Source organism: Okeania sp. SIO1H4 (assembly GCF_010672695.1).
GTDB classification, from domain to species: domain Bacteria; phylum Cyanobacteriota; class Cyanobacteriia; order Cyanobacteriales; family Microcoleaceae; genus Okeania; species Okeania hirsuta.
The window spans coordinates 153,839-176,976 of the sequence record NZ_JAAHGB010000006.1 but is presented as its reverse complement, the minus strand read 5'-3'; the positions used below and the strand labels follow the sequence as shown (position 1 = coordinate 176,976).

Genomic DNA, 23,138 nt, shown 5'->3' with positions numbered 1-23,138 from the left:
CCAGAGTACCGACTATCTTTTTTTGAAAAATTAAATCAACTCAGAAGTGAGATATTTTTCAGCACTCCAGACTAGATATCTATAACGTTATAGTTTTAAGTCTGTATATTCAGAGTATTTTGAATACTTAACTCCAGAGTACCGACTATCTTTTTTTGAAAAATTAAATCAACTCAGAAGTGAGATATTTTTGAGCGCTCCAGACTAATAATCTATAACGTTATAGTTTTGAAAATATATATTCAGAGTATTTTGAATACTTACTCCAAAGTACCGACTATCTTTTTTTGAAAAATTAAATCAACTCAGAAGTGAGATATTTTTCAGCACTCCAGACTAGATATCTATAACGTTATAGTTTTAAGTCTGTATATTCAGAGTATTTTGAATACTGAACTCCAGAGTACCTACTATCTTTTTTTGAAAAATTAAATCAACTCAGCAGTGAGATATTTTTGAGCGCTCCAGACTAGATATCTATAACGTTATAGTTTTGAAAATATATATTCAGAGTATTTTGAATACTGAATATAATGTATTTTGAATACAGAGCTTTAACTATGGACTACTAGCTACTTACTACAACAAAATTTTTTATACTCCTAAAAATATGATTTCTAAAGATACTCTATTTGCTCTTTCTCTATTTCCTTATTTAGGCTTTCTTTGGTTTCTCACTCGTTCAGGCAAAACACCCCGTTTAGCCTTAATTGGATTTTATGGCACTTTAGTATTTGTAGGCGTAACTATTCCCGCTGGAATTTATGCTAAACAAGTTTATAGTGAAGCCTTAGCAAATATTGATTGGTTACATGGTAGTGCAGAAGTATTTCTAACACTATCTAATATTTTGCTAGTGCTAGGTTTTAGGGAAGCTGTTTTAAAGAAGGAAGAGGAAATAAGGAAGAAGGAAGAAGGGAAAACTGATTTTTAAAGAAGGAAGAAGAAAGAAGGAAGAAAGAAGAAAAAAAACTCAAATCTTACTTTTTTTGTAAATAGGTTTGGAGGCAATGGGCAAATGAATCTCTTCTTACTTTTACAAATAATTACCAAATTGTTTGTCTATAGTTATTCAGGATTAATTTTAATTTACTTGATACTCCGACTAATATTATGGGATAAATTCTGGCTAATAGCTTTAATTGGAAATTTTATCCCTTTGATTTTTTTCCCAATATTAATTCTGCCACTCCCGGCATTTTTAATTATCAAAAAACGTTGGTTTTTGATAGTTTCATCTATTGCTTGTCTGCTGCTTATTGGTTGGTTACATACACAATATTTTTCTCCTCAAACTATTTCCGCAGCAAATACTCAACCTCTGAAAATTTTCTCCTTAAATAATAGTTGGCATAAGACTGAAACCGAAACTCTAGTAGAAATAATAAAACGAGAAAAACCAGATATCGTATTTTTACAAGAAATTACCAGAAATCATATTACAAAATCCTTTCCTAAATTAAAAGCTGAATATCCTTATCAAACCTCAGATGATATTAAAGGTTATAGAGCAGCAATTCTCAGCAGATATCCTATAGAATTTCAGGAAAATCTACACTTAGCAAGTCATTCAGAAGTTCAACAACGCGCTCTTATTAAAATTAAGCAACAGCTAATAGTTGTCTACAATATTCAAACAATTTCTCCTTGGATTCGACTTCGGAAAATTTTACCTTTTTTGACAATTCCAGTTTATGAATTTGATGAGCGATCGCTAGAAATTCAAGACTTAATAGAACGACTAAAAAAAGAAAGTTTGCCAGTTATTGTGGCGGGTGATTTTAATATGAGCGAACAATCTCAGGACTACTATTATTTAACACAAGTATTAAATGATTCTTTTCGAGTATCAGGAATGGGTTTTGGTTTAACTTGGCCTGCGGGTTGGCGTCTGGATTTTTTAATTCCCAATTCTACCTGGAAATTAGATTATCCTCTGTTTAGAATTGACTATATTTGGTATTCAAATCATTGGGTTTCTATGTCTGCTGAAGTTTTGCCAACTACAGGTTCAGATCATTTACCTTTAGTAGCGGAATTGGTTTTAAGTAAATAGTGAAATTATTATGCTTTTTAATGCCTATTAATCCTCCAAAAAGTAGCTTTCGGGGAAATGTTCGGTAATCATCATCACAGATTTCCCATTAGTAAGTACGCAATAACTTCTAAACAACAGATTTGATTCTGGTGGTACTGAAAAATATTTAGATAGTTCTCCCACTGGTTTTTTACCTGTTTCGACAATTTCTTTAAAAGTTTCAATCCTTTGTTGTCGCCAAACTTTGCCGATGGGAGTTTGAGTTTCTAGCAATTCTTTTCTAAAGTTTTCTTCTAGTCTTTCTAAAGCCAGAATTGATTCTGCATAAATATAATTACGACTGCTAATCTTACCTTTTAGAAAAATTTTTCTCTCAATTACTTTTTCTCCTTTGGACAGTTGTAGTTGCCAAATATCTCGATCTATTGAACCGAATTTTGTCAAAAACGCCAAAATGTTTCGCATATCTTTTCCAATAGTCAAGCGCTTCCTGCTTCGTCCAGAATCGGTGCTGTTGTCCATCACCCATCCAAAAGTCGGAAAACATACTATAGGTGCAAGAGGAAGTTAGCACTAAATTGTCGTATGTGTTGGCAAAAACGCCTCCCAAATTTTCTGTTTGCTCCAAGCAAACAACCTCATTGACGCCTTGCTCAAGTAATTCTTTAGTAGTTACCAGACCACCAGGGCCTGCTCCAATTACAATGCAATCTAACATTATGTAATGCTCCCTAATATTTTGTGCTTGTTTTGAAAAGTAGGTTCTCGTGAAAGCAGGAATAACTTTTTTATTTGATTCTTTATATTTTTTTTATAACTTATTAGTCTAAAAAATGCTGAGGGCTACTTCTTCATATGCAACAGGACTTACGCAACTGCACTAATTGTAGTGGTAATTTCTGGCATAATGACCATACATACACCATATATGGCGGTAATGCCTAAGTCCTGTGCAATTTACAATATTCATTTGGATACACCTGGCAACCATAAACCCTCTCAAAAAGCTCCCAGAATGTGCCCCTAGGTCTGGAGAACGTAGCTTAATACAGGTTTATCTGGCTCGTCCCATAAATCCCCACACATTTTTTGGGACATGAATTTAGATCGGCAACCGCAATTTGTATACCACATTACGCACATCAAGTTGACGCAATAAAAGAAAAAATCTCACCATCCACCTCCGGGAGCTTCAGCAAATAAAACAGACTATTGCTATATACGCAGTAAAAGGAAAAATTTCATCATCCAGCTCCGGAAGCTTCAGTAAATGAAACTACTATTGCTATATACGCAGTAAAAGGAAAAATTTCATCATCCAGCTCCGGAAGCTTCAGTAAATGAAACAGACTATTGCTCTATACGCAATAGAAGGAAAAATTTTTACCCTCCAGCTCCGGGAGCTTCAGCAAATGAAACCACTATTGCTCTATACGCAATAGAAGGAAAAATTTCATCATCCAGCTCCGGAAGCTTCAGTAAATGAAACAGACTATTGCTCTATACGCAGTAAAAGGAAAAATTTTTACCCTCCAGCTCCGGGAGCTTCAGCAAATGAAACCACTATTGCTCTATCCGCAATAAAAGGAAAAATTCCATCCTCCACCCTCCGAGAGCTTCAGCAAATGAAACCACTATTGCTCTATACGCAGTAAAAGGAAAAATTTTTACCCTCCAGCTCCGGGAGCTTCAGCAAATAAAACCACTATTGCTCTATCCGCAATAAAAGAGAAAATCTTATCCTCCAGCACCAGGAGCTTAAGTAAATGAAACCACTATTGCTCTATCCGCAATAAAAGGAAAAATTCCATCCTCCACCCTCCGAGAGCTTCAGCAAATGAAACTACTATTGCTCTATCCGCAATAAAAGGAAAAATTTCATAATTAAAAAATTCTAACTTTTGACTTTTGACTTTTGACTTTTGACTTCCATACCAAACCCTACCGCCTCAATAGCCGCCTCCAGAGCGATCGCCACATGAGTCCAATGAGTCCCCCCCTGACAAAACACCACATAAGGTTCCCTCAAAGGACCATCTGCCGAAAATTCTGAAGTCGCCCCATCAATAAAAGTGCCACCTGCCATAACCAACTGACTTTCATACCCAGGCATCGGTGCCGGTACCGGATCTAAATAAGACCCCACAGGCGAATATTGCTGAATAGCTCGACAAAAAGAAATTAACTTCTCCGGGGAACCCAACCTTATCCCCTGAATAACATCCCGTCGTTTTTCAAAAGGAAGAGGATTAACAGGATAACCCAACTTATCAAAAACATAAGCCGTCAAATGATTACCCTTCATCGCCTCCCCCACCATTTGAGGCGCCAAAAATAAACCTTGAAACAACAACCTATTCTGCTCAAAAGTCGCCCCACCACTACTACCAATACCAGGAGCAGTTAACCGACAAGCAGCAGCTTCCACCAAATCTGCTCTACCCGCTACATACCCACCTGCCGGAACTATAGTACCACCAGGATTTTTAATCAAAGACCCCGCCACCAAATCAGCTCCCACCACAAGAGGTTCCCGGTCTTCAATAAACTCCCCATAACAGTTGTCCACAAAACAAACTGTCTGAGGATTTTGTTCCTTAACTATCTTGACAATTTTCTCAATATCTGCAATAGACAAACTAGCTCGCCAAGAATAACCACAAGAACGTTGAATCAAAGCCAGACGAGTCTTCTCAGTAATAGCAGACTCCAACCCTCGCCAGTCTATTGCACCAGTCTCAGTTAACGGCAATTCCCGATAACTAACGCCAAAATCTTTCAGAGAACCTTGACCCTCCTCCCTCAGACCAATAACCTCCTCCAAAGTATCGTAAGGAGAACCAACCACAGACAACATTTCATCCCCTGGCCTAAGAGTGCCAAACAAAGCACAGGCGATCGCATGAGTTCCAGAAACAAATTGGACTCTTACCGCTGCTGCCTCAGCCCCCATCACCTGAGCAAAAACCTTGTCCAAAGTTTCCCGCCCTAAATCGTCATGGCCATAACCAGTAACTCCTGCAAAATGATGGACACCTACCCGATGTTCGCGAAAAGCATCTAGAACTCGTCTGAGATTTTGCTTGACTAAGCTATCAATATCGGAAAATATGGGAAATAGGTCCTGTTCTGCTGTTTGTAGATAAGTAGTGCTATTCATATTTAATTTGTTGTATTTGTGGTATGCTATACAAAGTGTAAATTTTTGTTAATAATCAAATTCACCATAAAATCTAAAATTCCTTTGTCAACAAAGAATTAATTTAGATATGCAGGCTGTGCTTTTGTTTGAAAAAAGTTTCATCAAAAAGCCATAACAAATTTGAAGTCAAAAAACTCAATAAACAAAGCAGTATTTTGCTTGATTTTCAAGATAGTAATTGACTTTTTTTATTAATCAAATTTTCAGATTCAATCACCAAAACTTAGAGAATTTACTATATTTATTGACTATATTTATAGTACCTTGGTTTAAGAATAATTATCCTGTATTATTAGTTAGGAATTTAAACTTAAACACTTAACAAAAAACTGGATTTTGGTACTAAGAATATTTTTTAAATTTCTGCTTCTGATTAATAGATTAAGTAGTTATTATTAAAATATTTTCCATATCCTATACGAACACATAAACTTGCTTTGATTAAGCTAGCTCCAAAGGAGCTATTTAGTTATTAACTTTAGAGATTTTCATGACAATTTCAACAACATCAGAAAAATTTTCCCCTGATTGGAGCATAATAGGCTTTATGGCATTCCTGCATATTGGAGCCTTGTTTGCCCTGCTTCCCAGTAACTTTAGTTGGACTGCAGTTGGCCTAGCCTTATTATTACATTGGATTACAGGTGGTCTAGGTATTACATTAGGCTTTCATCGTATGGTGACACACCGGAGCTTTCAAACTCCCAAGTGGCTAGAATACTTCTTAGTTTTTTGCGGTACACTTGCCTGTCAAGGAGGAGTTTGTGACTGGGTAGGTTTACACCGTATTCATCACCTACATTCAGATAATGAACAAGATCCCCATGACTCCCATCGTGGGTTTTGGTGGAGTCACATGGGTTGGATGCTTCATCATCTACCAATCAGATCGGAAGTTCCTCGCTATACCAAAGATATAGCAGACGATCCTGTTTATAAATTTTTGCAAAATAACTTTATTCCCATTCAGTTTGCTTTTGGCATTTTACTTTTCTTTATAGGAGGTCTACCTTTTGTAGTTTGGGGTATTTTCTTCAGAATAGTTGCTGTTTTTCACTGCACTTGGTTAGTTAATAGTGCCACTCATAAATTTGGTTATCGTACCTATGATGCTGGTGATTCTTCTACTAACTGTTGGTGGGTGGCCGTATTAACTTATGGTGAAGGTTGGCACAATAACCATCATGCTTTTCAGTATTCTGCACGTCATGGTTTGCAATGGTGGGAAATTGATACGACTTGGATGATGATTCAATTATTACAAGCTTTAGGTTTAGCCACTAATGTGAAATTAGCAACAAAATAGCTATTTAATAATAGTAGTCCTAAATTAATTTTTTCACCCTATATGATGTTTTTCATATAGGGTAATTTTCTATTTTAATACCTAAATTTATCCTCGTTTTGCTGAGTGGTATTAGGTCTCATTAATTAGTAACGGGACTTTAGCAAAAAATGCCTTAAAAATAGTTTTAAACCCTTGCTGTATCATGCTTTAACGTCAAAATAGCCTATTCCTTGATATATCTAGTGCCACTACGCGGAAGTTAAAAGCAAGTGCGTAATTCTGAGGTTTCCTACGGGGCGTATAAAGTGCGGAAGTAATTCCGCACACAGCCCCTCCAGAATGTAAGACGCACTCAAGACAGTCAAAAGTTAAAACTCAAAAGTATTGATTTGTAATTATTTTAGGATTTTGTAACTGGTCAGTTATTTTCGCCATCCTGCACTAGGTTTGAGCCATTTTTAGCCTGAGCAACGTATTTTCCTTGCTACCGTTGAGTTTGAAGCTATTTTTTACCTAAAAAATATCAAAGTCCCGGTAATATAGCAGATTCCATTTTAGTGAGGTACAACCATCGCGGGCAAGATGCCTATAAACATTTAATTGTTAATATCTGTACTTTATATATTTAGAATATGCTGTAAAAATACTCTTCTTAATTCTATTGAAAATGTCTGAAATTTCCCACCATTCCCTACTCCCCTACTCCCCTGCTTAAGAAAATTAGTTGACACTTAAATTATTAAATAATTAACACAGCAAATAATAACCTTTTCGATAGATAATTATTAGTCAGTTCATGTTAATTACTAGGTGGTGGTGCATTGTAATGGTCGTGTATTGTCATTATTTTTGTTACGAGAACAGTGGGAGCATCTTGCTCCCATGACGGGTATTCCTTTTTCCTGTATACCATTACGCGAGCAGAACTACCAATTACTCTTATGTTTATCGAGAAATTGTGGTCTAAAACCTCCCCTTTTAAGGGGATAAAAAAAAGAGAATATTCCTTATATCAAGCCTCCTTATTGCAGAAGTACTGATAACTGATAACTGATAACTGAAATGACCACTCCCCCACTCCCCTACTCCCCCACTCAGTTTAACGTCTGTAAGCAAGCCAAACAATCAAGGCAGGAAGCATAGCCAAAACCACTGCCACCAGTGCCCAAATAATTATATTAGAACCAGGAGAGTTTAAGGCCAGAGGTAGCCAAATCACTAATGGAACTAAAATCATTACTAGAGCTATTGGTAAATAATGTGCCCTCCAATTAGAATAGGCACGATTCCAATGTTTGCCTGTCCATCGCCAAGCTAGTTTGTATGGGTAGTGAGTGGAGAGTTGTTCAATAGTATGGCCATTTTCATTGACCACAAATATTTGCTGACAGCGATTACAGCCAAAGGCATCTGTCAGGGTTATTGGAATTAAGTGGCCCTTACGCCGACATGGACAGGGGTACTCTCCATTCAAATCAATTTTCAGAGCTTTTTGAGGTCGCAAAGTAATCGTAGAAGCGAAAGCGTTGACAGAAAAAAGACAATCTGATTCTCAGCATAGGTCTATTATGCCAATTCTAACTTACATCACAAGCAAGAGGAAACAAGGAACAAGGAAGAAGTTTGATTATTGAGATTCCGTTATTTGAACTATTTCATAGGTCAAATAAAGTCATAGATAATGCTATAAATTTAAGCTTTATTAGGCAAAAGTTTCAACCTTAACTAGCTATCAGCTATCAGCATTTCAGCTAGCCTCCTGCGGAGGAACTACCTCTTGCCTCCTCCGCAGGAGCTTCGCTAACGGTAACGTTAACAGCTTTTTGACCTTGGGTTAAATCCCCGGCTTCTAAAAGCCTGATTGTTAAGTAGGGGTTGAAATCCCCGACTCAACGTAAAAAAAAGTCTTAATGCTGACTGGTGACCGTTGATTCCTAACTGCTATTTAATTAAGCGGGTAACGCGATTCGAACGCGCGACATCAACCTTGGCAAGGTTGCGCTCTACCACTGAGCTATACCCGCGGTTTGTAACTATATATCTATAATTTCACAAATAATTTTATTTGTCAACCCTCCAGTAGATTTTTTCCGATAAATAATTGTTGATCGCTTGGTCTATGCTTCTGGAGATACATCAGACTCTACTAAATTGTTGGAAGTTATAGGTAAAACTTGTGTTGTACCAGTAATACTACGATTATTAGATGAGGAGTTTATACCACCTCTCATTTGACGCATCAAACTAGCCATTTCAAGAGCATTCATGGCATATTCCCAACCTTTATTGCTTTTAATGCCAGCTCTCTCTAGAGCTTGTTGCATAGTATCTGTAGTTACAATGCCAAAAATTACTGGTACTCCCGTTTGAAATGCTGCCGCGGCAATTCCTTTAGATACTTCAGCAGCTACATAATCAAAATGAGGTGTTTGGCCTTTAATTACAGCTCCTAAACAAATTACTGCATCGTAGCTACCGTTCATGGCCAATTGACGGGCGACTAGAGGAATCTCAAAACTACCAGGGACCCAAACATAATCTACTTGAGTACCCTCTGGGTTTGGATCTACACCGTGGCGTTTCAAACAATCTTGACAACCCTCAATTAATTTGCCAGTAATTAAGTCATTGAAGCGACCAATCACAATAGCAAAGCGTAAGGATTCAGTTTGAGTAAATGTTCCCTCGAAAACTGTCATATTAGAATTCTTTTTTAGTTAAATTTTTTAGATCAAAGCTAATAACTTTTAGTATAGAGGTTAGTAAGAGTCAAGTAGCAACAAGGACTAACTTGCTATCTCTTGCCTCTTACACCATGTTTTCTCTAGGTATTGCCCAATAGAACTGTCTGATTCTATCAATTTTAAATCAAAATTGTTGGCCTAAACCACCAAAAAGTTCAAAACACCCACTGCAATTACCAGTGCTAACCACAAACCAGAACCAATAAAGATCAAAGGTTTGCCTTGACTCCAGATTTGGGGAGAAGCATAGGCAACAGGTACGCCAACTACTAAAACAAAAGATAAGACTACTAATAAAAGTAGTACAAATTGAAACAAGAATGTTAACATCTTTTCTCCTGGTATAACAACAAACTCATCCTATAAAAAATTAGAATATCATACAGCAGGGAACAGAGAACAGGGAACAGAGAACGGTTGGAAAAATATTTTCGCTGTCTAAGATTCATCATCAGTTTATATCCTAACCAATTTTTTCTTAGCCACATACTGTGCAACGATAATCTTAATTTTAGTGGTTAATTTTTGATGTAGGTAGGTCATTTCAGAGATATAATATAAAATTTTGCCTTTTTTATTACTTTGATGGAGCAGTCAAAAGTGTCGTTAAAGTCAACAGACCTTACTATCCTAAAAGCGACTAAAAACAAATTAGTAAATCTTTCCTCAGAATAACTACAAATAGCTTGAAATTTTTTAACTTACTTCGTTACCTTTCAACTTTCAAAACTAATTATTCCCTGAGATTCTAGAAAACAGATTTTAAACTTGTCAAAAATTCCCTGCTTTCCTAAAACGTTAAAAGATACGCCTAAGTGATGGAAAAATCCAATAGGGCAAGTAAATCTTTCCCTGCCTAATTGTATTTCCAAATCGTGTAAATAAACTGGAATCAGACCCCCATCTCCTACTTGTAAATTGACGCGATCGCCAGCTAGATAATTAAACTCAAATTCCTCCGCAACTTTAGAACTAACCACACTATAATTTGCTCCTGAATCGACGTAAAAATCTACCCGTATCCAGGCATTTTTTAGAAGAACACCAAGAGTAATTATAGGTTGAAAAGTAGCGTTGATCAGTTTGTAGTTAAATCTAATAATTGCCATCAAATTAGCGCCCTTTGCTTAAATTAAAAATGGTTCTAAATCGTCGGGATGGGGTACGTTTATTAGTAATTTCCCTACCAAAACTGCATTTTGTCGGGTGGCACAATAGTCTCTTACTTCTCTTCCCACAGCAACTATTTTACCATCATTAATAGCCACCATTTGTCCTGGATACTGTTGGATAAGTTTGTTGTAATTTTCGGTCAGCCACTTATCATCTTCCTCTAAAATTGCTGCCAATTATTCGACGCTAATATCGCTCATAATTTCTCCTGAAAAAAATAGGTTTGTAACTAATATATAGCAATTTTTGAATCGCGTTTTAACTGTCAAAACTAATTATTCCCTGAGATTCGATAAAATATCAGGTAGCCATCAAGTTTGTTATCGGATTCGGGTAGTTCAAAAACTAAAGGCATTACCTTATGTTCTTCTTTTTTTAAATGACTATAAACCTCGCTATAGCTATTACCAACAGCGATAATAATTGTTAATTATTAATTGTTAATTATTTACCGACCTTTAGCTAGATCGGCATAAATGATAATTTCTATGCCTAAAACTACTAATAGAATAAGCTCAATAATACAAAATATATGAATCACCAAAGGAAAATTTGTACCTAGAGACCAGAAAGCAAATAAAGCTACTAAACCAGAGAATACAAAAGTAATTTCATCAATAATTAATTGCTGTATTTTCCGCCTTTTTCTTCTTTCGTCACTTCTATGAGCAATCTCCCAGCCAAAGATAGATTCGATATCTGAATCATCTATTTGTGCTTTGATTTTTTCGGTGAGAGTTAATCGAATATATTTTCCCAGAGCAGAGATTTTTTCGTCATTAACTACATAAGTCCAACCGAGAATTAGTGGTACTTAGACATTTTTTGGTAGGAAAAATGCGTCAAAGTCAGTCTAGACAAGGGAATTACGTCAAAGCCTTAAAAATGGCTAGAACCCTTAGTAACTCAGGATTTATGCCTTTTCGACGTGAAAACCTCTACCCATCTATATCTGACCCTATTTTCTGCCTTTATTTTATGTAAGTCCCATTAGGCAAACCCAAGGAATAACTAAGAGGGCATAAAAATTAGTTTTATTTGATAGAGCAAAAGAGAGTATTCCGCCAAATATTCCTAGTGTTAGATAAATGATTTGGTCTCGGAAGGCAATACGTTTGAGTTGTTCTTCTTTCAATTTTTGGTATTCGAGTAGAAAAATTTGAAGTATGGGTTTTTGGTCGTTCATAGAAATTTTTTTCTGTAATAAGTTGGTAATAGAAGTAATTGAATAGTATTAGAAAGGAGTTTAAATTTATTGAAAAGCAGTTTGATTTTTACACATTTAAAAATAAATTAGCCATAATACAAAGCAGCTCAATTAATAGGTAAAGGTATGGCTTGTGCGGTTATTTTAACAGCAATTCGTATCGAATATATGGCAGTACGCGCTTATCTGAGTGACTTGGGGGAGGATATTCACCCTAATGGGACAATTTATGAAAGGGGTAAATTTTCTATTGATGGTCAACAGTGGGAAGTAGGTATTGTGGAGACTGGTGCTGGAAATTCTCCCGCAGCAATAGAAGCAGAAAGGGCGATCGCTTTCAAGAGGGAGCAGCATCAGGAAGTTTAGGTAACGTTCACTATTCTTTAGGAGAATATCAAAAAGCTATTGAATATCACCAAAAACATTTAGTAATTGCTCAAGAAAGAAGCGATCGCTTAGGTCAAGGAAGAGCTTTTTCTAATTTAGGTAGTGTTTATATTTCTATGGGAAAATATCAAAAAGCTATTGATTCTTATCAGCAACATTTAACTATTATAAAAGAAAATGAAGACCCTCTGGGAGTGGGAAGAACGTTAGGGGGTTTAGCTACAGCTTACAAATCTTTAGGAGAATATCAGAAAGCTATTAAATATCATCAACAACAGTTAGTAATTGCCAGAAAGATAGAAGATAGTGGTAATGAAGGGATGGCGCTAGGAGGTTTAGGAATTGTTTATGCCTTATCAGGTAAATATAAAAAAGCGATTGATTATCACAAACAACACCTAGATATTGTTAAGGAAATGAAACAGCGGAGTAGGGAAGGTTTACCATTGAGACATTTAGGTAATGCTTATTATTCAATGGGAGATTATGAGCAAGCAATTAACTATTATAACCTCAGTTTAGATGTTGCACGTTCTGTTGGTAATCTAGCTGAAGAAGGTCATAGTTTGGGAAATTTAGCTAATGCTTATAATGCTCTAGGAAAATATCATCAGGCACTCGATTATTATCACCAAGGTTTGAAAATTGCACAGGAAATTAAGGACCTAGATAATGAAGGAATGATATTGAATAATTTAGGAACTATTTATTCTTCTCAAAAAAATTATGCTCGAGCAATTAGTTGTCATCAGAAAGCTTTAGATATTGCTAAACAAACAGGTGATTTGTCAAATATAGGAGCTGCGTCTGGAAGTTTAGGTAATGTTTTTCATCGCTTGGGTAAATACAATTTAGCTCTGGAGTACCACCAACAAAATTTGAGTATTGCAAAACAAATTAGAAGTCCTAAAAGTCAAGGTGCAGCAATGGGAAATTTAGGAAATGTTTACTTTGCTCTCAAAGATTATCACAAAGCATTAGATTACCATCGTCAACAGTTGCAAATTGCTGAAAAAAATTGATGCTCTTGGGATGAAAGCAACTGCTTTATGTAATTTAGGTGCTACTTTGATAGAACTTCAGCAAAATATAGAAGCACTGGAACTTTTACAACAAGCATTAGATATTTATCGCCAAATTGGCAGTCGTCCGAAAGAAGTTATAACTCTTTATAATTTAGCCGAACTTTATCATAAGTTACATGATGATAAGTTGGCACATGATTTTTATAAGCAAGGTTTGTCTATTGCTCAGGAGTTAGGAATTTTTCTAAAAGAGAGTCAGGAGTTAAAAGAAAAATTGTTCAATACTTACCTCCAAGAAATAGATGAAAAAGATACCCGTTATTTAATTAAATTACCATTAGAAGAAAGACGAAAAATTTTGGCAAAGCAAGCCGAAAAAATGTGCGAATATTATCAGCAAGATAGAGAATGGGAAGATTTGCAAACTTGGGATGAATTATATGAGGAATAATAATTTACCCAAACGGGGAGATATTTGGCTAACAAATTTCGACCCAACTATCGGAGCAGAAATTAGAAAGATTCGTGCGGCGATTATCATTAGTTCCGATGGTATTGGTAGATTACCAATTAAGTTAATTGCACCTATTACTGATTGGAAAAATTATTTTAATAATGATAGTTGACACATTAAAATTGAACCGGATTTAGAAAATAATTTAAGCAAAGTTTCTACTGTTGATTTATTGCAAATAAGAGGAATGGATTTGCAAAGGTTAGTTAAGAAAATAGGTGTTTGTTCTAGTGAAGTTATGGATAAAATATCAGCTGGTATTGCTTTACTTGTAGAGTACGAGGGTTAAATTATTCTATATCTAAAAATTCAATCCCATCGACTACCTCAATGTTAGCGGAGCTTATCCGTTAGGATAAACCCAACACGCGCTTTATTTTGGTAAAGTTGGGTTTCGTTCCTCAACCCAACCTACGCTTGCTCTGTTTTTTCTGGAACTTCAAAATTAACTCCTTCGTACAAAACTTCAATAGCAGAACTAAATTCAATACTCTCTAATGTAATAGACTCACCTTCTGTATACCCACAATAATTCCACATTTTCCCCTCCCCACGTTGATAAATTTCTACAAATATTGATTCTGAATCTACCAAAACATATTCTTGCAAACTAGGAAATTGACGATAATATTTCAACTTATCACCGCGATCGTATTTTCCTGTACTAGGGGAAAGCACCTCAACAATGACTTTAGGATGTTTAATAAAGTCACGAGATTTTAAATCCTCAGCATTACAACTAATAACTAAATCTGGATAGAAATAACGATTATTTTTAGCATCTTTAACTTTAGCATCAGACACATTAACTCGACAACCTCTTTGACGGAGATGGGGATATAGAGAACGGTAGAAATTAAGAGCAATATCATTATGAGGAAGACTTCCTCCAGTCATAGCTAAAACTTCACCGTCTACATATTCATGGCGAAATTCCTGTTTAGCTTCCCATTCTAGATATTCTTCAGGGGTCATTTTTGGATAATCTTGGGGTTGAGAAATCATAAATTTTTTTCTCCTCCAACGTTTTGTTATATCTGGTTTTCGAGATAAATTCACAACTTCCCTGGTACTTTCCGCTTGCTGCTTTTGTAAATCAGCAAATATGGGTTTCAAATCATAATTAAATGAACGAGAATACTCTTCACAAATTCTGTGAATTTCTTCAACAATCTCATCCTATAGAAATAATATCAAGTCTCGTTAATTAGCTATAATAAATCAGTTACCTTTAGTAATCTTTAGATGACTTAATTATTTATGTTATCCTAAAATTTTTAAGCCTATAAAATATTACCAAAAAATTCAGGTATAAAGCCTCTCCATTCATGGAGAAAAAGCGGTCGTTTGCGGAGCATTCCGTAGGATGGGATGGCGTTAGCGGAGCGGCTCTGTCAAGAGCGGGTCTCCTCGCCATATCCATGAGACCAAGAGAAGAAAAAAAATCCTTTTAACCAATCCTCTTAATTTATAAGAAGAGGTAATTCTAAATTCTAAATTCTAAATTCTAAATTCTTGAATTTTGACTTCCCATAAACTCTGACTTTTGACTTTTGACTTTTGACTTTCGACTTAATATGAAATGAACATAATCTTATGCCACACAACCGCAGACTTCGACGCCCTCGGCGCCGCCGTCGGACTAACCCACCTCCACCCAGGTAGTCGCCTCGTACTAACTGGCGGTTGTCACCCCACCGTCAAACAATTCCTTGCCCTCCATCGAGACGAATTTGCCATCATCGAACGTCGCTCCGTCAACCCAAAACAAATCCGCTCCATATATATAGTTGATACTCAAACACGCTCCCGACTGGGAAAAACTGCCCAATGGTTAGACTTACCCCACCTATCAGAAATTATCATCTATGACCATCACTGTGAAATTCAAACCGATATTCCAGCTACCCAAACTTATATAGAAGCAGTGGGAGCAACCACAACCCTCATCGCAGAAAAACTCCAGACTCTCCAAAACAATTCTACCCCTGTCTTAACTCCAGCAGAAGCAACAATTATGGCCCTTGGTATCCACGCTGATACTGGTTCCCTAACCTTCGACCACACAACACCAAGAGATGCAGTAGCTTTAGCATGGTTAATGCAGCAAGGCGCTAGTTTACCCGTAATTTCCGAATATGCTGAACCTGGTTTATCTCCCCAACTGCAAGATTTATTGAAAATAGCTCTGGAAAATATCCAACGCTCCACCGTGAGAAATTATCAGATAGGGTGGATACTATTACACACTGATGAATATATTCCCGGTTTATCCAGTTTAGCTTCTAGTTTAATTGACCTTACAGAAATAGATGCTCTCCTCCTAGGTCATACCCACTCCTTCAAAGACACAACAGAAAAAAGCTTAAGTATTATCGGGCGATCGCGTATCCCAGATACTAACCTCAGCGAACTATTACAACCTCTCGGTGGTGGTGGTCATCTCCGAGCAGCAGCAGTTACTCTCCGAGACAGTAACCCTGAAGCAACCCTGGAAAAACTCGTAGACCAACTCAAAAATCAAATTCCTCAACCTCCCACCGCCAGAGATTTGATGTCATCTCCAGTTCGCACCATTCCTCCTGAGACATCCATAGAAGAAGCTCATCGCATACTATTACGTTACGGTCATTCTGGTTTATCAGTAGTAGACTCATCCAGAGAATTAGTTGGAATTATTACTCGGCGAGATATTGACATCGCCCTCCACCATGGTTTTAGTCATGCTCCAGTCAAAGGTTACATGACACCACAACTCAAAACTATTTCCCCAAAAACCACCCTCCAAGAAATTGAAGAATTGATGGTTACTTACGATATTGGACGGTTGCCTGTATTGGAAAATAACCGTTTAGTCGGAATAGTTACTCGTACCGACGTTTTACGAGAATTGCATCAACAACAACGCCCTCAAAACGAACAACTTGGTTGTATACCTGGTGAAACTTGTAAATCAATTGCCGAACTTTTACAAGAACGTATTGCACCTCAACTTTGGCAACTACTCACCCGTGTTGCTGAGTTGGCAGAAAAACGAGGTTGGCAACTATATCTAATTGGTGGAGGGGTGCGAGATTTATTATTATCAAAATTTGATGAGACTCTACTGTTGACAGATATTGATTTAGTTGTAGATGGTTGTCACTCTGAGAAAACAGAAAAAGCTCCTGCGGTAGAGTTGGCAAAAGCACTGCAAAAAATTTACCCCACAGCACGTTTAGAAGTTCACGGTCAATTTCAAACTGCTGCCCTACTTTGGCATAACGACCTTGTGTTAGACTCTCTGTGGATAGATATTGCTACTGCTCGCACAGAATTTTATCCCTATCCAGCAGCTAACCCAGAAGTTGAAGCAAGTTCAATTCGTCAAGACTTGTATCGCCGAGATTTTACTATTAATGCTTTGGCAGCACGACTGACTGGACCTCGTGCTGGTGAATTGCTTGATTTTTTTGGTGGGTTATCAGATTTGCAGGCGAAGCAAATGCGGGTGTTACACGCCAACAGTTTTATTGAAGACCCTACTCGTATTTATCGAGCGGTGCGGTTTGCGGTGAGATTAGGATTTGAAATTGAAGCAAAAACAGAAGAGTATATTCGTTACGCTATTAATAGTGGGGTATATCACCGCCAAAATATTGGGAAGGCGGAAAAAAATAGAAGGGTGCCTGCTTTGGAAACTCGACTCAAAAGTGAGTTGAAATATATTTTGCAAGCTAATTATTGGAAACCTGCTTTAAAGTTATTGGGAAATTTGGGAGCGTTGCGTTGTATTCATCGCACTTTGGAGTTAGACCGGAAGTTGTGGCAGCAGGTATGTTTGATGGATAGGTGTTTGCAACGTTTTGATGCCCAGAAAAGTTTATCTCATTGGCAAATGCGGTTGGAGGTTTTGATTGCTTATTTGGAGTCTGAATACCGGGGTTTGGTGGGAAAAAATTTACAGTTGCCTGTGGATAGTGTGAAACGACTGGAGCAGTTGGAGTTGGCAAAGGGTAAGGTTATGGAGAGTTTGCCAGAATGTAATAGTCCGAGTCAGGTGGTGTGGTTGTTGCGGAAGTACGACTTGCCGATGTTGATTTTGATTGCGGTACAATGTGAGCGTTGGGTGCGACGTAGGGTTTGGCAATATTTGACTCAGTGGGCAAATGTTAAACCTGTTTTGAATGGAAATGATTTGAAGGAAATGGGATATAAACCGGGGCGTGAGTTTAAGTTGATTTTGGACGATATTTTGACTGCAACTTTGGATGGTGTGGTGAGCGATCGCTCTGATGCTGAGAAATTTTTAGCTAGGTATTATCCTCTTCGGTAGCATCAGTGTAATTTAGATGGGGAGTGTGGGGAGTGTGGGGAGATGGAACATTTTTTTATGCCGAATTAAGCGGATTTGATATCAACAATAGAGAATAGAAATTACAGCACTTTTGAGGATAGTCAGGTATACTTGTAGGAATATTCTTATATTTCCTGTTCCCTGTTCCCTTTTAGGATATTTATCAGGAAAAAACTATGGCAATTGATGATGATTTTTTGTATCCTCACAGTCGATATCAAGGTGATTTTACCCCAGAAAACTTAGTATTTAATTCAAATCTGCAAGAATTTGCTCAACGAGTAAGTATAATTTGCGGTTTAGAAACTGGTGGAAAAATTTCTCCTGAAGAAGCTTACGAGCAAATCAAAGAACTTTGGAAACAGTTGAAAAATTCTAAGAAAAATTTAGGAATAGGTACAGACCCTGAAAATAATTCAGACCGGAAAAATATTTAATTAGGTAATTATATCAAGTTTACTTGAATATTGATAATTCATAGAGGAGTGGTATAAAATTTTCCTAAAATATGATTTTTTACAGCTCTTCTTTTCCATGATTAAAAACCAGATTTTTAAGGAAGAGGGAAGAAGGCTTTAGTTATCTAGAACAGAAGACTTAAAAGTCCAAAAAACTTAAATTTTTTGTAGATATTCACCCTTGGGTTTACACAAACTATAAAGTGCGGACATGATATGACTAATTATGTATGTCCGTCTACTTAAATCTCAAAAATTGACATACTCCCGGCATCAAATCTAAGATTATGATGCGGGATTCTCATCTAAGATGATTCTACATTCATTGAAATGACTTACATTAACAATATTGCTATTATCAATCCAGCGGTCAAACTCTCCTGTAGCGTTTGGGATTTTGTCCCCAGTTTCCGAGTGCCCCTCGGTACTGTTAAATATCACTCCCAACATCTCCATCCCTTTAGCTAGAATATTTCTTGCTGCGTTATGGTCTCTATCTACATATATAACCGCAATGTAAGCATTTATGAGTTCTAACAGACAATGATTTTTTTACCGTTCGACCACAATTTGAACATTCTTGAGATGTGAAATGGGGAGGTACTGCTACACAAACAATCCCGTGTAACTTAGGGTAATACTCAAGCCATTTTGTAAATTGATATCAACTTGCATCAGATATTGACTTAGCTAAATGATGGTTTTTAACTAAATTGGCAATCTTCAAATCTTCGTATACTACCAGATCGTGTTTATTGGATTAAAGAAGTATATTTATTTGACAAAAAGTTAATAGTTATTAACTAAAATTACAGACTTTAAACATTGGCAAATAAAAATTTATATAATATACTTTATATTAAGATAAAAAACAAACTTAAAATTTTTGAAATAAACTCAGGAAAAGCTGAAATGAAAAAGGATGAATTTCTATATCCACAAAGTCCCTATTACGGACAAGCAACTCCAGCAAATATCAATTTCAATGCGAAATTACAAGAATTTTCTCATAAAATAAATTATATCAGTGGTTTACAAACATCAGGAAAAATTTCAACAACATCTGCTTATCTGCAAATTCAGGAACTATGGGAACAGCTGGAAAAAATCAAGAAAGATTCAGGTTTTTCTCAACAATCTTAAATATTCAAGCTCATTCATTTTCAAAGACTAACTCCATCCGATCGCCTCTAAATCTAGTCACCCCATATTCAATAATATTGCCATCCTGATTGACATTGATTGACTCTGCTAACAAAATAGGATGATTCAGAGGAACTTCCAACAGAGAAGTATCTTCATGTCTGACTATACGAGCATAAACATGAGTTGTACGACGAATATGATCGCTATTATATTTTTCCCTTAACAACTTAGAAATTGAACCTTTCTCTCGCAAAAATTCAATTGCTTCCTCCTCTACAATTCCTGGAAAACGATCTAAAGGAAAATGACTACTAGAAATATTAATAGGTTGATCGTCTGCAAATGCTAAACGTTCAATTAAAGCTACAGGAGTACCTACTTCTACTTCTAATCCTTGAGCAATAGAAGCATCGGCAGGTATTTCAACCATTTGCAGTAATCTAAAACTAGGCTTTTGGCCTTGGGCAATAAGAGTTTGATTATAGCGTACCCTTTTACCTATAAAATACTTAATGGGTCTACCAACAACAAAAGTCCCACGACCTCGATCGACTCTCACTAACCCTTCAGTTTTGAGAATGGCGATCGCCCTACGCAATGTATGACGGTTAACAGAAAAATATTCGCTCAGTTGAGCTTCAGTTGGTAACTTATCTCCTACTTTATAAATTCCTTGATGAATATTTTGGCGTAATTCTTCAGCAATTCGAGTATAAACTGGTAATACTTCACGGCTCATGGCATCTTGAATATATTTAGATATATTTATGTTTAATATTTTTCTAGTTTAGATAAATATTGTGGAGCAGCCAACAATTATCAAGGGCAATAGGCACAGGAGTATGAGTAAATCAATAAAATTCACTCTTACAGTTAAATATACTAATGGTATTGAACAAAGTTTTGAGTTTTTTCCAGAATTAGAAAAAAATATGCCTAACTTGGCCAGTTATCTGCAAAAAGTCATGAGTTCCAGAGAATTGATAATTGAGTTGGAAGATTGACTCTTATACCGTTTCACGGAAGTCAAAAGCGAGTGCGAAATTCTGAGGCACCCTCAGGATGTAAGACGCACTCAAGACAGTCAAAAATCAAAAGTTAAAAGTTAAATTTTATAGACTCCAAACTTTGATGCCACAGTAATTTCAGGAAATTATTTCAGATATTGGGTTTGAAACTATTTGTGACATCTTTAAAGTGAATTGATATTAGTCATAGAGATCACCCCCACCCCCTAAATTGCCAGATATTACTTTGAGAAATGGGCGTTTACTCGATAATTGAATACTAATATTTTGACCATTATGACAACCGCAATGTAGCAGTTAGTTTTTTTTGAATAAAAGGTATATATCTATTATATATTGTATATATTGGAATTTGTATATACAAATATTGCTCTGGTTAATTGGACTAGAAAACCAATCTATGGACATTCAAACAGAAATGCGACAGGGATGGATAAAAACCTTAGCTAAATCTAATTTGAAGCAGTTAGAGACAAAAGTTGCAGAGATAGGCAAATTGCCTGCATACAACTTTATAAGGCCACCAGAAATAGGTCTGACAATGGTACGAGGCCGCGCTGGTGGAACGGGACAAATATTTAATCTAGGGGAAATAACTATTACTCGTTGTGCAGTCAAGATAGAGGATGTTATGGGTTTTGGTTATGTGGCAGGGCGATCGCATCGTCATGCTGAACTTGCTGCTTTGTGCGATGGTTTAATGCAACTGCCTGAATGGCATGATGTTGTAAAGTCTGTCGTTCTTGAATTTATTGAAGCAGAAGTTAATCACCAAAAGGAAATTGAACAACTACAAACAGAAGCTACGAAAGTTAATTTTTTTACTATTGCCAGAGGGGATTAATCAATTTTTGTGTGAGGTGTATTATTAGTGTTATAGCAATTCCCAAGAAGCGTGAGGTACAAAATTCGTTGGCGTTGCTTAAATGTAATGATAATTAGACATCTACTCCACCCATAGGGAGTAGGGAGTAGGCAGCTTTGCTATAGGGGTAAAGAATTGATAATTCCTTTGGGATATAGATATTGATTTTTGATTCTTGGAGATGTCTATTAGCTGAAGGTAAAATTGAAAAACTGATGTTTTGCGCCCAAAGTTAATCTCAAAATTATTACCACTCAGCAACGCCAATTCGTTAGTTTTAGGAAACAGCGGTGCGACCCCGCGTCGGCGACAGACACAAGCGGTCAGACCCCGCGACGATGCCAGTCGCAAGGGAATGCCGACCAAGAGAGGGAATGCTGACCAAGAGAGGGAACGCGCACCAAGAGAGGGAAAAGGGAACAGGGAATAGAAGAACAATAAAGATAAGTGTACCTCATTAGGCTGATAAACGCTATATTTCTAATAATAAATCAATCAACTAATTGTCACAGGTACTTGTTAGCTTCAAAGCTTTTTTTATGATTACTAAACTACCAGGATTGCCTGATATTGTACATGATTCTCAAAGAACTTTTACCCATCTACTAAATGCCTTATCTTATCCAGGAAAGCAGCAAAAAATAGATGCTAAATTAACACCACCATCTGACTTGAATATAGCTTGTGCTGCTGCCTGTTTGACAATGTTAGATTTGGAAACAAAAGTATGGTTAAGTTCAGATTTTCATCAAGATGTAAAAGCTTGGTTATTGTTTCACACAGGTTGTCATTTTACCGAAAATTCTCAAATTGCTGACTTTGCTGTAATTAAGAATATTCAAACTATTCCCAACCTATCAAATTTTCATCATGGAACAGCAGAAGAACCAGAAAATTCAACTACTTTATTTGTGCAAGGAGCGAATTTAGAATCAGGTGATAAAGTAATATTAACCGGACCGGGAATTTTAGAAGAAATAGCAATTTCAATTCCGAAATTACCGGAATTTTTCTGGTCAGAATGGGAAGTTAACTTTAATAATTATCCTTTAGGAGTAGATATATTTTTCTTTGCTCAAAATACAGTTATTGGTTTACCAAGAACAACTAAAAGTAGATTAGTAAAAACGTAAGTATTTCCTGCGGAATGCTGCTTAATTAATTGATAATTTATAATGGATAATTGATAATTACCTCTGGTTAAAACCGTTACGGAATTGAATATAAGGAAATATTATTTCTTTTCTCTTGATCGATTGGAGGACAGCGAGGAGACCCGTTCTTGCAGACCCGCTCCGAAGATCGCCATCCCACCCTTCGGGAAGCTACGCTAACGACCGCTTTTTCCCCTTAAAAGGGGAGGCTTTAAACCAGAATTATTTAATAATTAATAATTAATAATTAATAATTAATTCTTCGGTAAACAGCTATTAGGAGTTAGCTCTGATATAGCAATTCCCATACTGGTGAGGTACAAAACTCTAGGCTTTAGGCAACAGGCAACAGGCAACAGTAAAGTAAAGATAAGAGTGTATCTCACACTTACTGAGAAACGCTATATCTTTAACGAATGAAGCAAGTATTCGCTTAAGTTATACTACATTTTAAACTAGAAAATTGAAGCACAAGAACTACTAGCTTTAATTGTCAATTAAAGGTAATGAAGCTGATAGCTGAAGTCCTGAATGCTGACCGCTGAATGCTTATAAAAAAAACTGCAAACTAAG

Annotated in this window: 24 protein-coding genes, 1 tRNA gene and 2 pseudogenes; 14 read left to right on the top strand and 13 right to left on the bottom strand. The window is 36.5% G+C overall.

From position 1 onward, the window contains the following. Positions 1-610: 610 nt before the first annotated feature. Together F6K06_RS05110 and F6K06_RS05105 are read left to right on the top strand one after the other, a co-directional pair. The gene (locus F6K06_RS05110; protein ID WP_124146924.1) at positions 611-934 is read left to right on the top strand and encodes a DUF3593 domain-containing protein; all 324 of its coding nucleotides are present in this window, start codon (positions 611-613) and stop codon (positions 932-934) included. 84 nt (positions 935-1,018) lie between these two features. Continuing rightward, positions 1,019-2,056: an endonuclease/exonuclease/phosphatase family protein gene (locus F6K06_RS05105; RefSeq protein ID WP_124146925.1), complete on the top strand. Its 1,038-nt coding sequence runs from the start codon at positions 1,019-1,021 to the stop codon at positions 2,054-2,056. 27 nt (positions 2,057-2,083) lie between these two features. Here F6K06_RS05105 and F6K06_RS05100 read toward each other — a convergent pair whose 3' ends face one another. From F6K06_RS05100 to F6K06_RS05090, 3 genes are all read right to left on the bottom strand, one after another. Then, complete coding sequence (locus tag F6K06_RS05100) at positions 2,084-2,521, bottom strand: chorismate pyruvate-lyase family protein (RefSeq protein ID WP_287242628.1); 438 nt, start codon at positions 2,519-2,521, stop codon at positions 2,084-2,086. Continuing rightward, on the bottom strand, positions 2,412-2,756 hold the full coding sequence (locus F6K06_RS05095) for an NAD(P)-binding protein (RefSeq protein WP_287242631.1): 345 nt from the start codon (positions 2,754-2,756) through the stop codon (positions 2,412-2,414). The genes F6K06_RS05100 and F6K06_RS05095 overlap by 110 nt, the downstream gene beginning before the upstream one ends. Before the next feature lie 1,176 nt (positions 2,757-3,932). Next, positions 3,933-5,198, bottom strand: coding sequence for a methionine gamma-lyase family protein (locus F6K06_RS05090; protein ID WP_287242634.1), 1,266 nt, complete (start codon positions 5,196-5,198; stop codon positions 3,933-3,935). Between the two features lie 532 nt (positions 5,199-5,730). Here F6K06_RS05090 and F6K06_RS05085 point away from each other — a divergent pair. After that, the gene (locus tag F6K06_RS05085) at positions 5,731-6,546 is read left to right on the top strand and encodes an acyl-CoA desaturase (protein ID WP_287242637.1); all 816 of its coding nucleotides are present in this window, start codon (positions 5,731-5,733) and stop codon (positions 6,544-6,546) included. A 1,081-nt stretch (positions 6,547-7,627) separates the two neighbouring features. Here F6K06_RS05085 and F6K06_RS05080 read toward each other — a convergent pair. The 7 genes from F6K06_RS05080 to F6K06_RS05050 all read right to left on the bottom strand — a co-directional run bounded on the left by F6K06_RS05080 (position 7,628) and on the right by F6K06_RS05050 (position 11,631). Beyond that, positions 7,628-8,032, bottom strand: a complete 405-nt coding sequence (locus F6K06_RS05080; RefSeq protein ID WP_124146928.1) for a hypothetical protein — start codon at positions 8,030-8,032, stop codon at positions 7,628-7,630. A gap of 448 nt (positions 8,033-8,480) precedes the next feature. Beyond that, positions 8,481-8,552 (bottom strand) — tRNA-Gly (locus tag F6K06_RS05075). A 93-nt stretch (positions 8,553-8,645) separates the two neighbouring features. Beyond that, a complete protein-coding gene (gene ribH / locus F6K06_RS05070; RefSeq protein WP_124146929.1) occupies positions 8,646-9,227 on the bottom strand; it encodes a 6,7-dimethyl-8-ribityllumazine synthase in 582 nt (193 codons plus the stop codon). A gap of 183 nt (positions 9,228-9,410) precedes the next feature. Next, on the bottom strand, positions 9,411-9,602 hold the full coding sequence (gene psbZ, locus F6K06_RS05065; RefSeq protein WP_124146930.1) for a photosystem II reaction center protein PsbZ: 192 nt from the start codon (positions 9,600-9,602) through the stop codon (positions 9,411-9,413). Positions 9,603-9,988: 386 nt separating this feature from the next. Beyond that, positions 9,989-10,381 carry a hypothetical protein gene (locus F6K06_RS05060; protein WP_124146931.1) on the bottom strand — a complete coding sequence of 131 codons (393 nt, stop codon included), beginning with the start codon at positions 10,379-10,381 and terminating at the stop codon, positions 9,989-9,991. Positions 10,382-10,399: 18 nt separating this feature from the next. Beyond that, a complete protein-coding gene (locus F6K06_RS05055; protein ID WP_287242643.1) occupies positions 10,400-10,621 on the bottom strand; it encodes a DUF5678 domain-containing protein in 222 nt (73 codons plus the stop codon). An 800-nt stretch (positions 10,622-11,421) separates the two neighbouring features. Continuing rightward, positions 11,422-11,631 carry a hypothetical protein gene (locus tag F6K06_RS05050; RefSeq protein ID WP_192901190.1) on the bottom strand — a complete coding sequence of 70 codons (210 nt, stop codon included), beginning with the start codon at positions 11,629-11,631 and terminating at the stop codon, positions 11,422-11,424. Between the two features lie 147 nt (positions 11,632-11,778). Between F6K06_RS05050 and F6K06_RS05045 the strand changes: the two genes are divergently transcribed. From F6K06_RS05045 to F6K06_RS05030, 4 genes and pseudogenes are all read left to right on the top strand, one after another. Beyond that, a complete protein-coding gene (locus F6K06_RS05045; protein ID WP_124146933.1) occupies positions 11,779-12,018 on the top strand; it encodes a hypothetical protein in 240 nt (79 codons plus the stop codon). Next, on the top strand, positions 11,916-13,061 hold the full coding sequence (locus tag F6K06_RS05040; RefSeq protein ID WP_124146934.1) for a tetratricopeptide repeat protein: 1,146 nt from the start codon (positions 11,916-11,918) through the stop codon (positions 13,059-13,061). Before F6K06_RS05045 ends, F6K06_RS05040 begins: the two co-directional genes overlap by 103 nt. Continuing rightward, a complete protein-coding gene (locus F6K06_RS05035; RefSeq protein ID WP_124146935.1) occupies positions 13,045-13,515 on the top strand; it encodes a tetratricopeptide repeat protein in 471 nt (156 codons plus the stop codon). Before F6K06_RS05040 ends, F6K06_RS05035 begins: the two co-directional genes overlap by 17 nt. Further along, positions 13,496-13,867: pseudogene (locus tag F6K06_RS05030) on the top strand (type II toxin-antitoxin system PemK/MazF family toxin). The gene F6K06_RS05035 and the pseudogene F6K06_RS05030 overlap by 20 nt, the downstream one beginning before the upstream one ends. 122 nt (positions 13,868-13,989) lie before the next feature. Here the strand turns inward: F6K06_RS05030 and F6K06_RS05025 are convergent. After that, complete coding sequence (locus F6K06_RS05025) at positions 13,990-14,694, bottom strand: Uma2 family endonuclease (protein WP_338043245.1); 705 nt, start codon at positions 14,692-14,694, stop codon at positions 13,990-13,992. Between the two features lie 466 nt (positions 14,695-15,160). On the opposite strand from F6K06_RS05025, the gene F6K06_RS05020 reads away from it, so the two are divergent. Beyond that, positions 15,161-17,893, top strand: a complete 2,733-nt coding sequence (locus F6K06_RS05020; RefSeq protein ID WP_287242666.1) for a CBS domain-containing protein — start codon at positions 15,161-15,163, stop codon at positions 17,891-17,893. 197 nt (positions 17,894-18,090) lie between these two features. Next, positions 18,091-18,351, top strand: a complete 261-nt coding sequence (locus F6K06_RS05015) for a hypothetical protein (RefSeq protein WP_124146937.1) — start codon at positions 18,091-18,093, stop codon at positions 18,349-18,351. Positions 18,352-18,657: 306 nt separating this feature from the next. On the opposite strand, the pseudogene F6K06_RS05010 reads toward F6K06_RS05015, so the two are convergent. Beyond that, positions 18,658-19,123: pseudogene (locus tag F6K06_RS05010) on the bottom strand (RNA-guided endonuclease InsQ/TnpB family protein); the annotation flags it as partial. A 74-nt stretch (positions 19,124-19,197) separates the two neighbouring features. Between F6K06_RS05010 and F6K06_RS05005 the strand changes: the two are divergent. Continuing rightward, entirely contained in the window at positions 19,198-19,515 is a 318-nt protein-coding gene (locus F6K06_RS05005; RefSeq protein WP_338043246.1) for a hypothetical protein, read from the top strand. 10 nt (positions 19,516-19,525) lie between these two features. Here the strand turns inward: F6K06_RS05005 and phnF are convergent, their stop codons facing one another. After that, complete coding sequence (phnF, locus tag F6K06_RS05000; RefSeq protein WP_124146938.1) at positions 19,526-20,257, bottom strand: phosphonate metabolism transcriptional regulator PhnF; 732 nt, start codon at positions 20,255-20,257, stop codon at positions 19,526-19,528. A gap of 103 nt (positions 20,258-20,360) precedes the next feature. Here phnF and F6K06_RS04995 point away from each other — a divergent pair, with 103 nt between their 5' ends. From F6K06_RS04995 to phnH, 4 genes are all read left to right on the top strand, one after another. After that, positions 20,361-20,522, top strand: coding sequence for a hypothetical protein (locus tag F6K06_RS04995; protein ID WP_287242669.1), 162 nt, complete (start codon positions 20,361-20,363; stop codon positions 20,520-20,522). Between the two features lie 424 nt (positions 20,523-20,946). Continuing rightward, the gene (phnG, locus tag F6K06_RS04990; RefSeq protein ID WP_124146795.1) at positions 20,947-21,390 is read left to right on the top strand and encodes a phosphonate C-P lyase system protein PhnG; all 444 of its coding nucleotides are present in this window, start codon (positions 20,947-20,949) and stop codon (positions 21,388-21,390) included. 241 nt (positions 21,391-21,631) lie between these two features. Continuing rightward, positions 21,632-21,841, top strand: a complete 210-nt coding sequence (locus F6K06_RS04985) for a hypothetical protein (RefSeq protein WP_124146794.1) — start codon at positions 21,632-21,634, stop codon at positions 21,839-21,841. Between the two features lie 109 nt (positions 21,842-21,950). Then, positions 21,951-22,544 carry a phosphonate C-P lyase system protein PhnH gene (gene phnH / locus F6K06_RS04980; RefSeq protein ID WP_124146793.1) on the top strand — a complete coding sequence of 198 codons (594 nt, stop codon included), beginning with the start codon at positions 21,951-21,953 and terminating at the stop codon, positions 22,542-22,544. The last annotated feature ends 594 nt before the right edge of the window (positions 22,545-23,138 follow it).

Bases quoted from the DNA above. Each gene is read 5' to 3' on its own strand.
- F6K06_RS05110 (WP_124146924.1), top strand. From the start codon at position 611: ATGATTTCTAAAGATACTCTATTTGCTCTTTCTCTATTTCCTTATTTA.
- F6K06_RS05105 (WP_124146925.1), top strand. From the start codon at position 1,019: ATGAATCTCTTCTTACTTTTACAAATAATTACCAAATTGTTTGTCTAT.
- F6K06_RS05095 (WP_287242631.1), bottom strand. From the start codon at position 2,756: ATGTTAGATTGCATTGTAATTGGAGCAGGCCCTGGTGGTCTGGTAACT.
- F6K06_RS05090 (WP_287242634.1), bottom strand. From the start codon at position 5,198: ATGAATAGCACTACTTATCTACAAACAGCAGAACAGGACCTATTTCCC.
- F6K06_RS05085 (WP_287242637.1), top strand. From the start codon at position 5,731: ATGACAATTTCAACAACATCAGAAAAATTTTCCCCTGATTGGAGCATA.
- ribH (WP_124146929.1), bottom strand. From the start codon at position 9,227: ATGACAGTTTTCGAGGGAACATTTACTCAAACTGAATCCTTACGCTTT.
- psbZ (WP_124146930.1), bottom strand. From the start codon at position 9,602: ATGTTAACATTCTTGTTTCAATTTGTACTACTTTTATTAGTAGTCTTA.
- F6K06_RS05060 (WP_124146931.1), bottom strand. From the start codon at position 10,381: ATGGCAATTATTAGATTTAACTACAAACTGATCAACGCTACTTTTCAA.
- F6K06_RS05050 (WP_192901190.1), bottom strand. From the start codon at position 11,631: ATGAACGACCAAAAACCCATACTTCAAATTTTTCTACTCGAATACCAA.
- F6K06_RS05045 (WP_124146933.1), top strand. From the start codon at position 11,779: ATGGCTTGTGCGGTTATTTTAACAGCAATTCGTATCGAATATATGGCA.
- F6K06_RS05020 (WP_287242666.1), top strand. From the start codon at position 15,161: ATGAACATAATCTTATGCCACACAACCGCAGACTTCGACGCCCTCGGC.
- F6K06_RS05015 (WP_124146937.1), top strand. From the start codon at position 18,091: ATGGCAATTGATGATGATTTTTTGTATCCTCACAGTCGATATCAAGGT.
- phnF (WP_124146938.1), bottom strand. From the start codon at position 20,257: ATGAGCCGTGAAGTATTACCAGTTTATACTCGAATTGCTGAAGAATTA.
- F6K06_RS04995 (WP_287242669.1), top strand. From the start codon at position 20,361: ATGAGTAAATCAATAAAATTCACTCTTACAGTTAAATATACTAATGGT.
- phnG (WP_124146795.1), top strand. From the start codon at position 20,947: ATGGACATTCAAACAGAAATGCGACAGGGATGGATAAAAACCTTAGCT.
- phnH (WP_124146793.1), top strand. From the start codon at position 21,951: ATGATTACTAAACTACCAGGATTGCCTGATATTGTACATGATTCTCAA.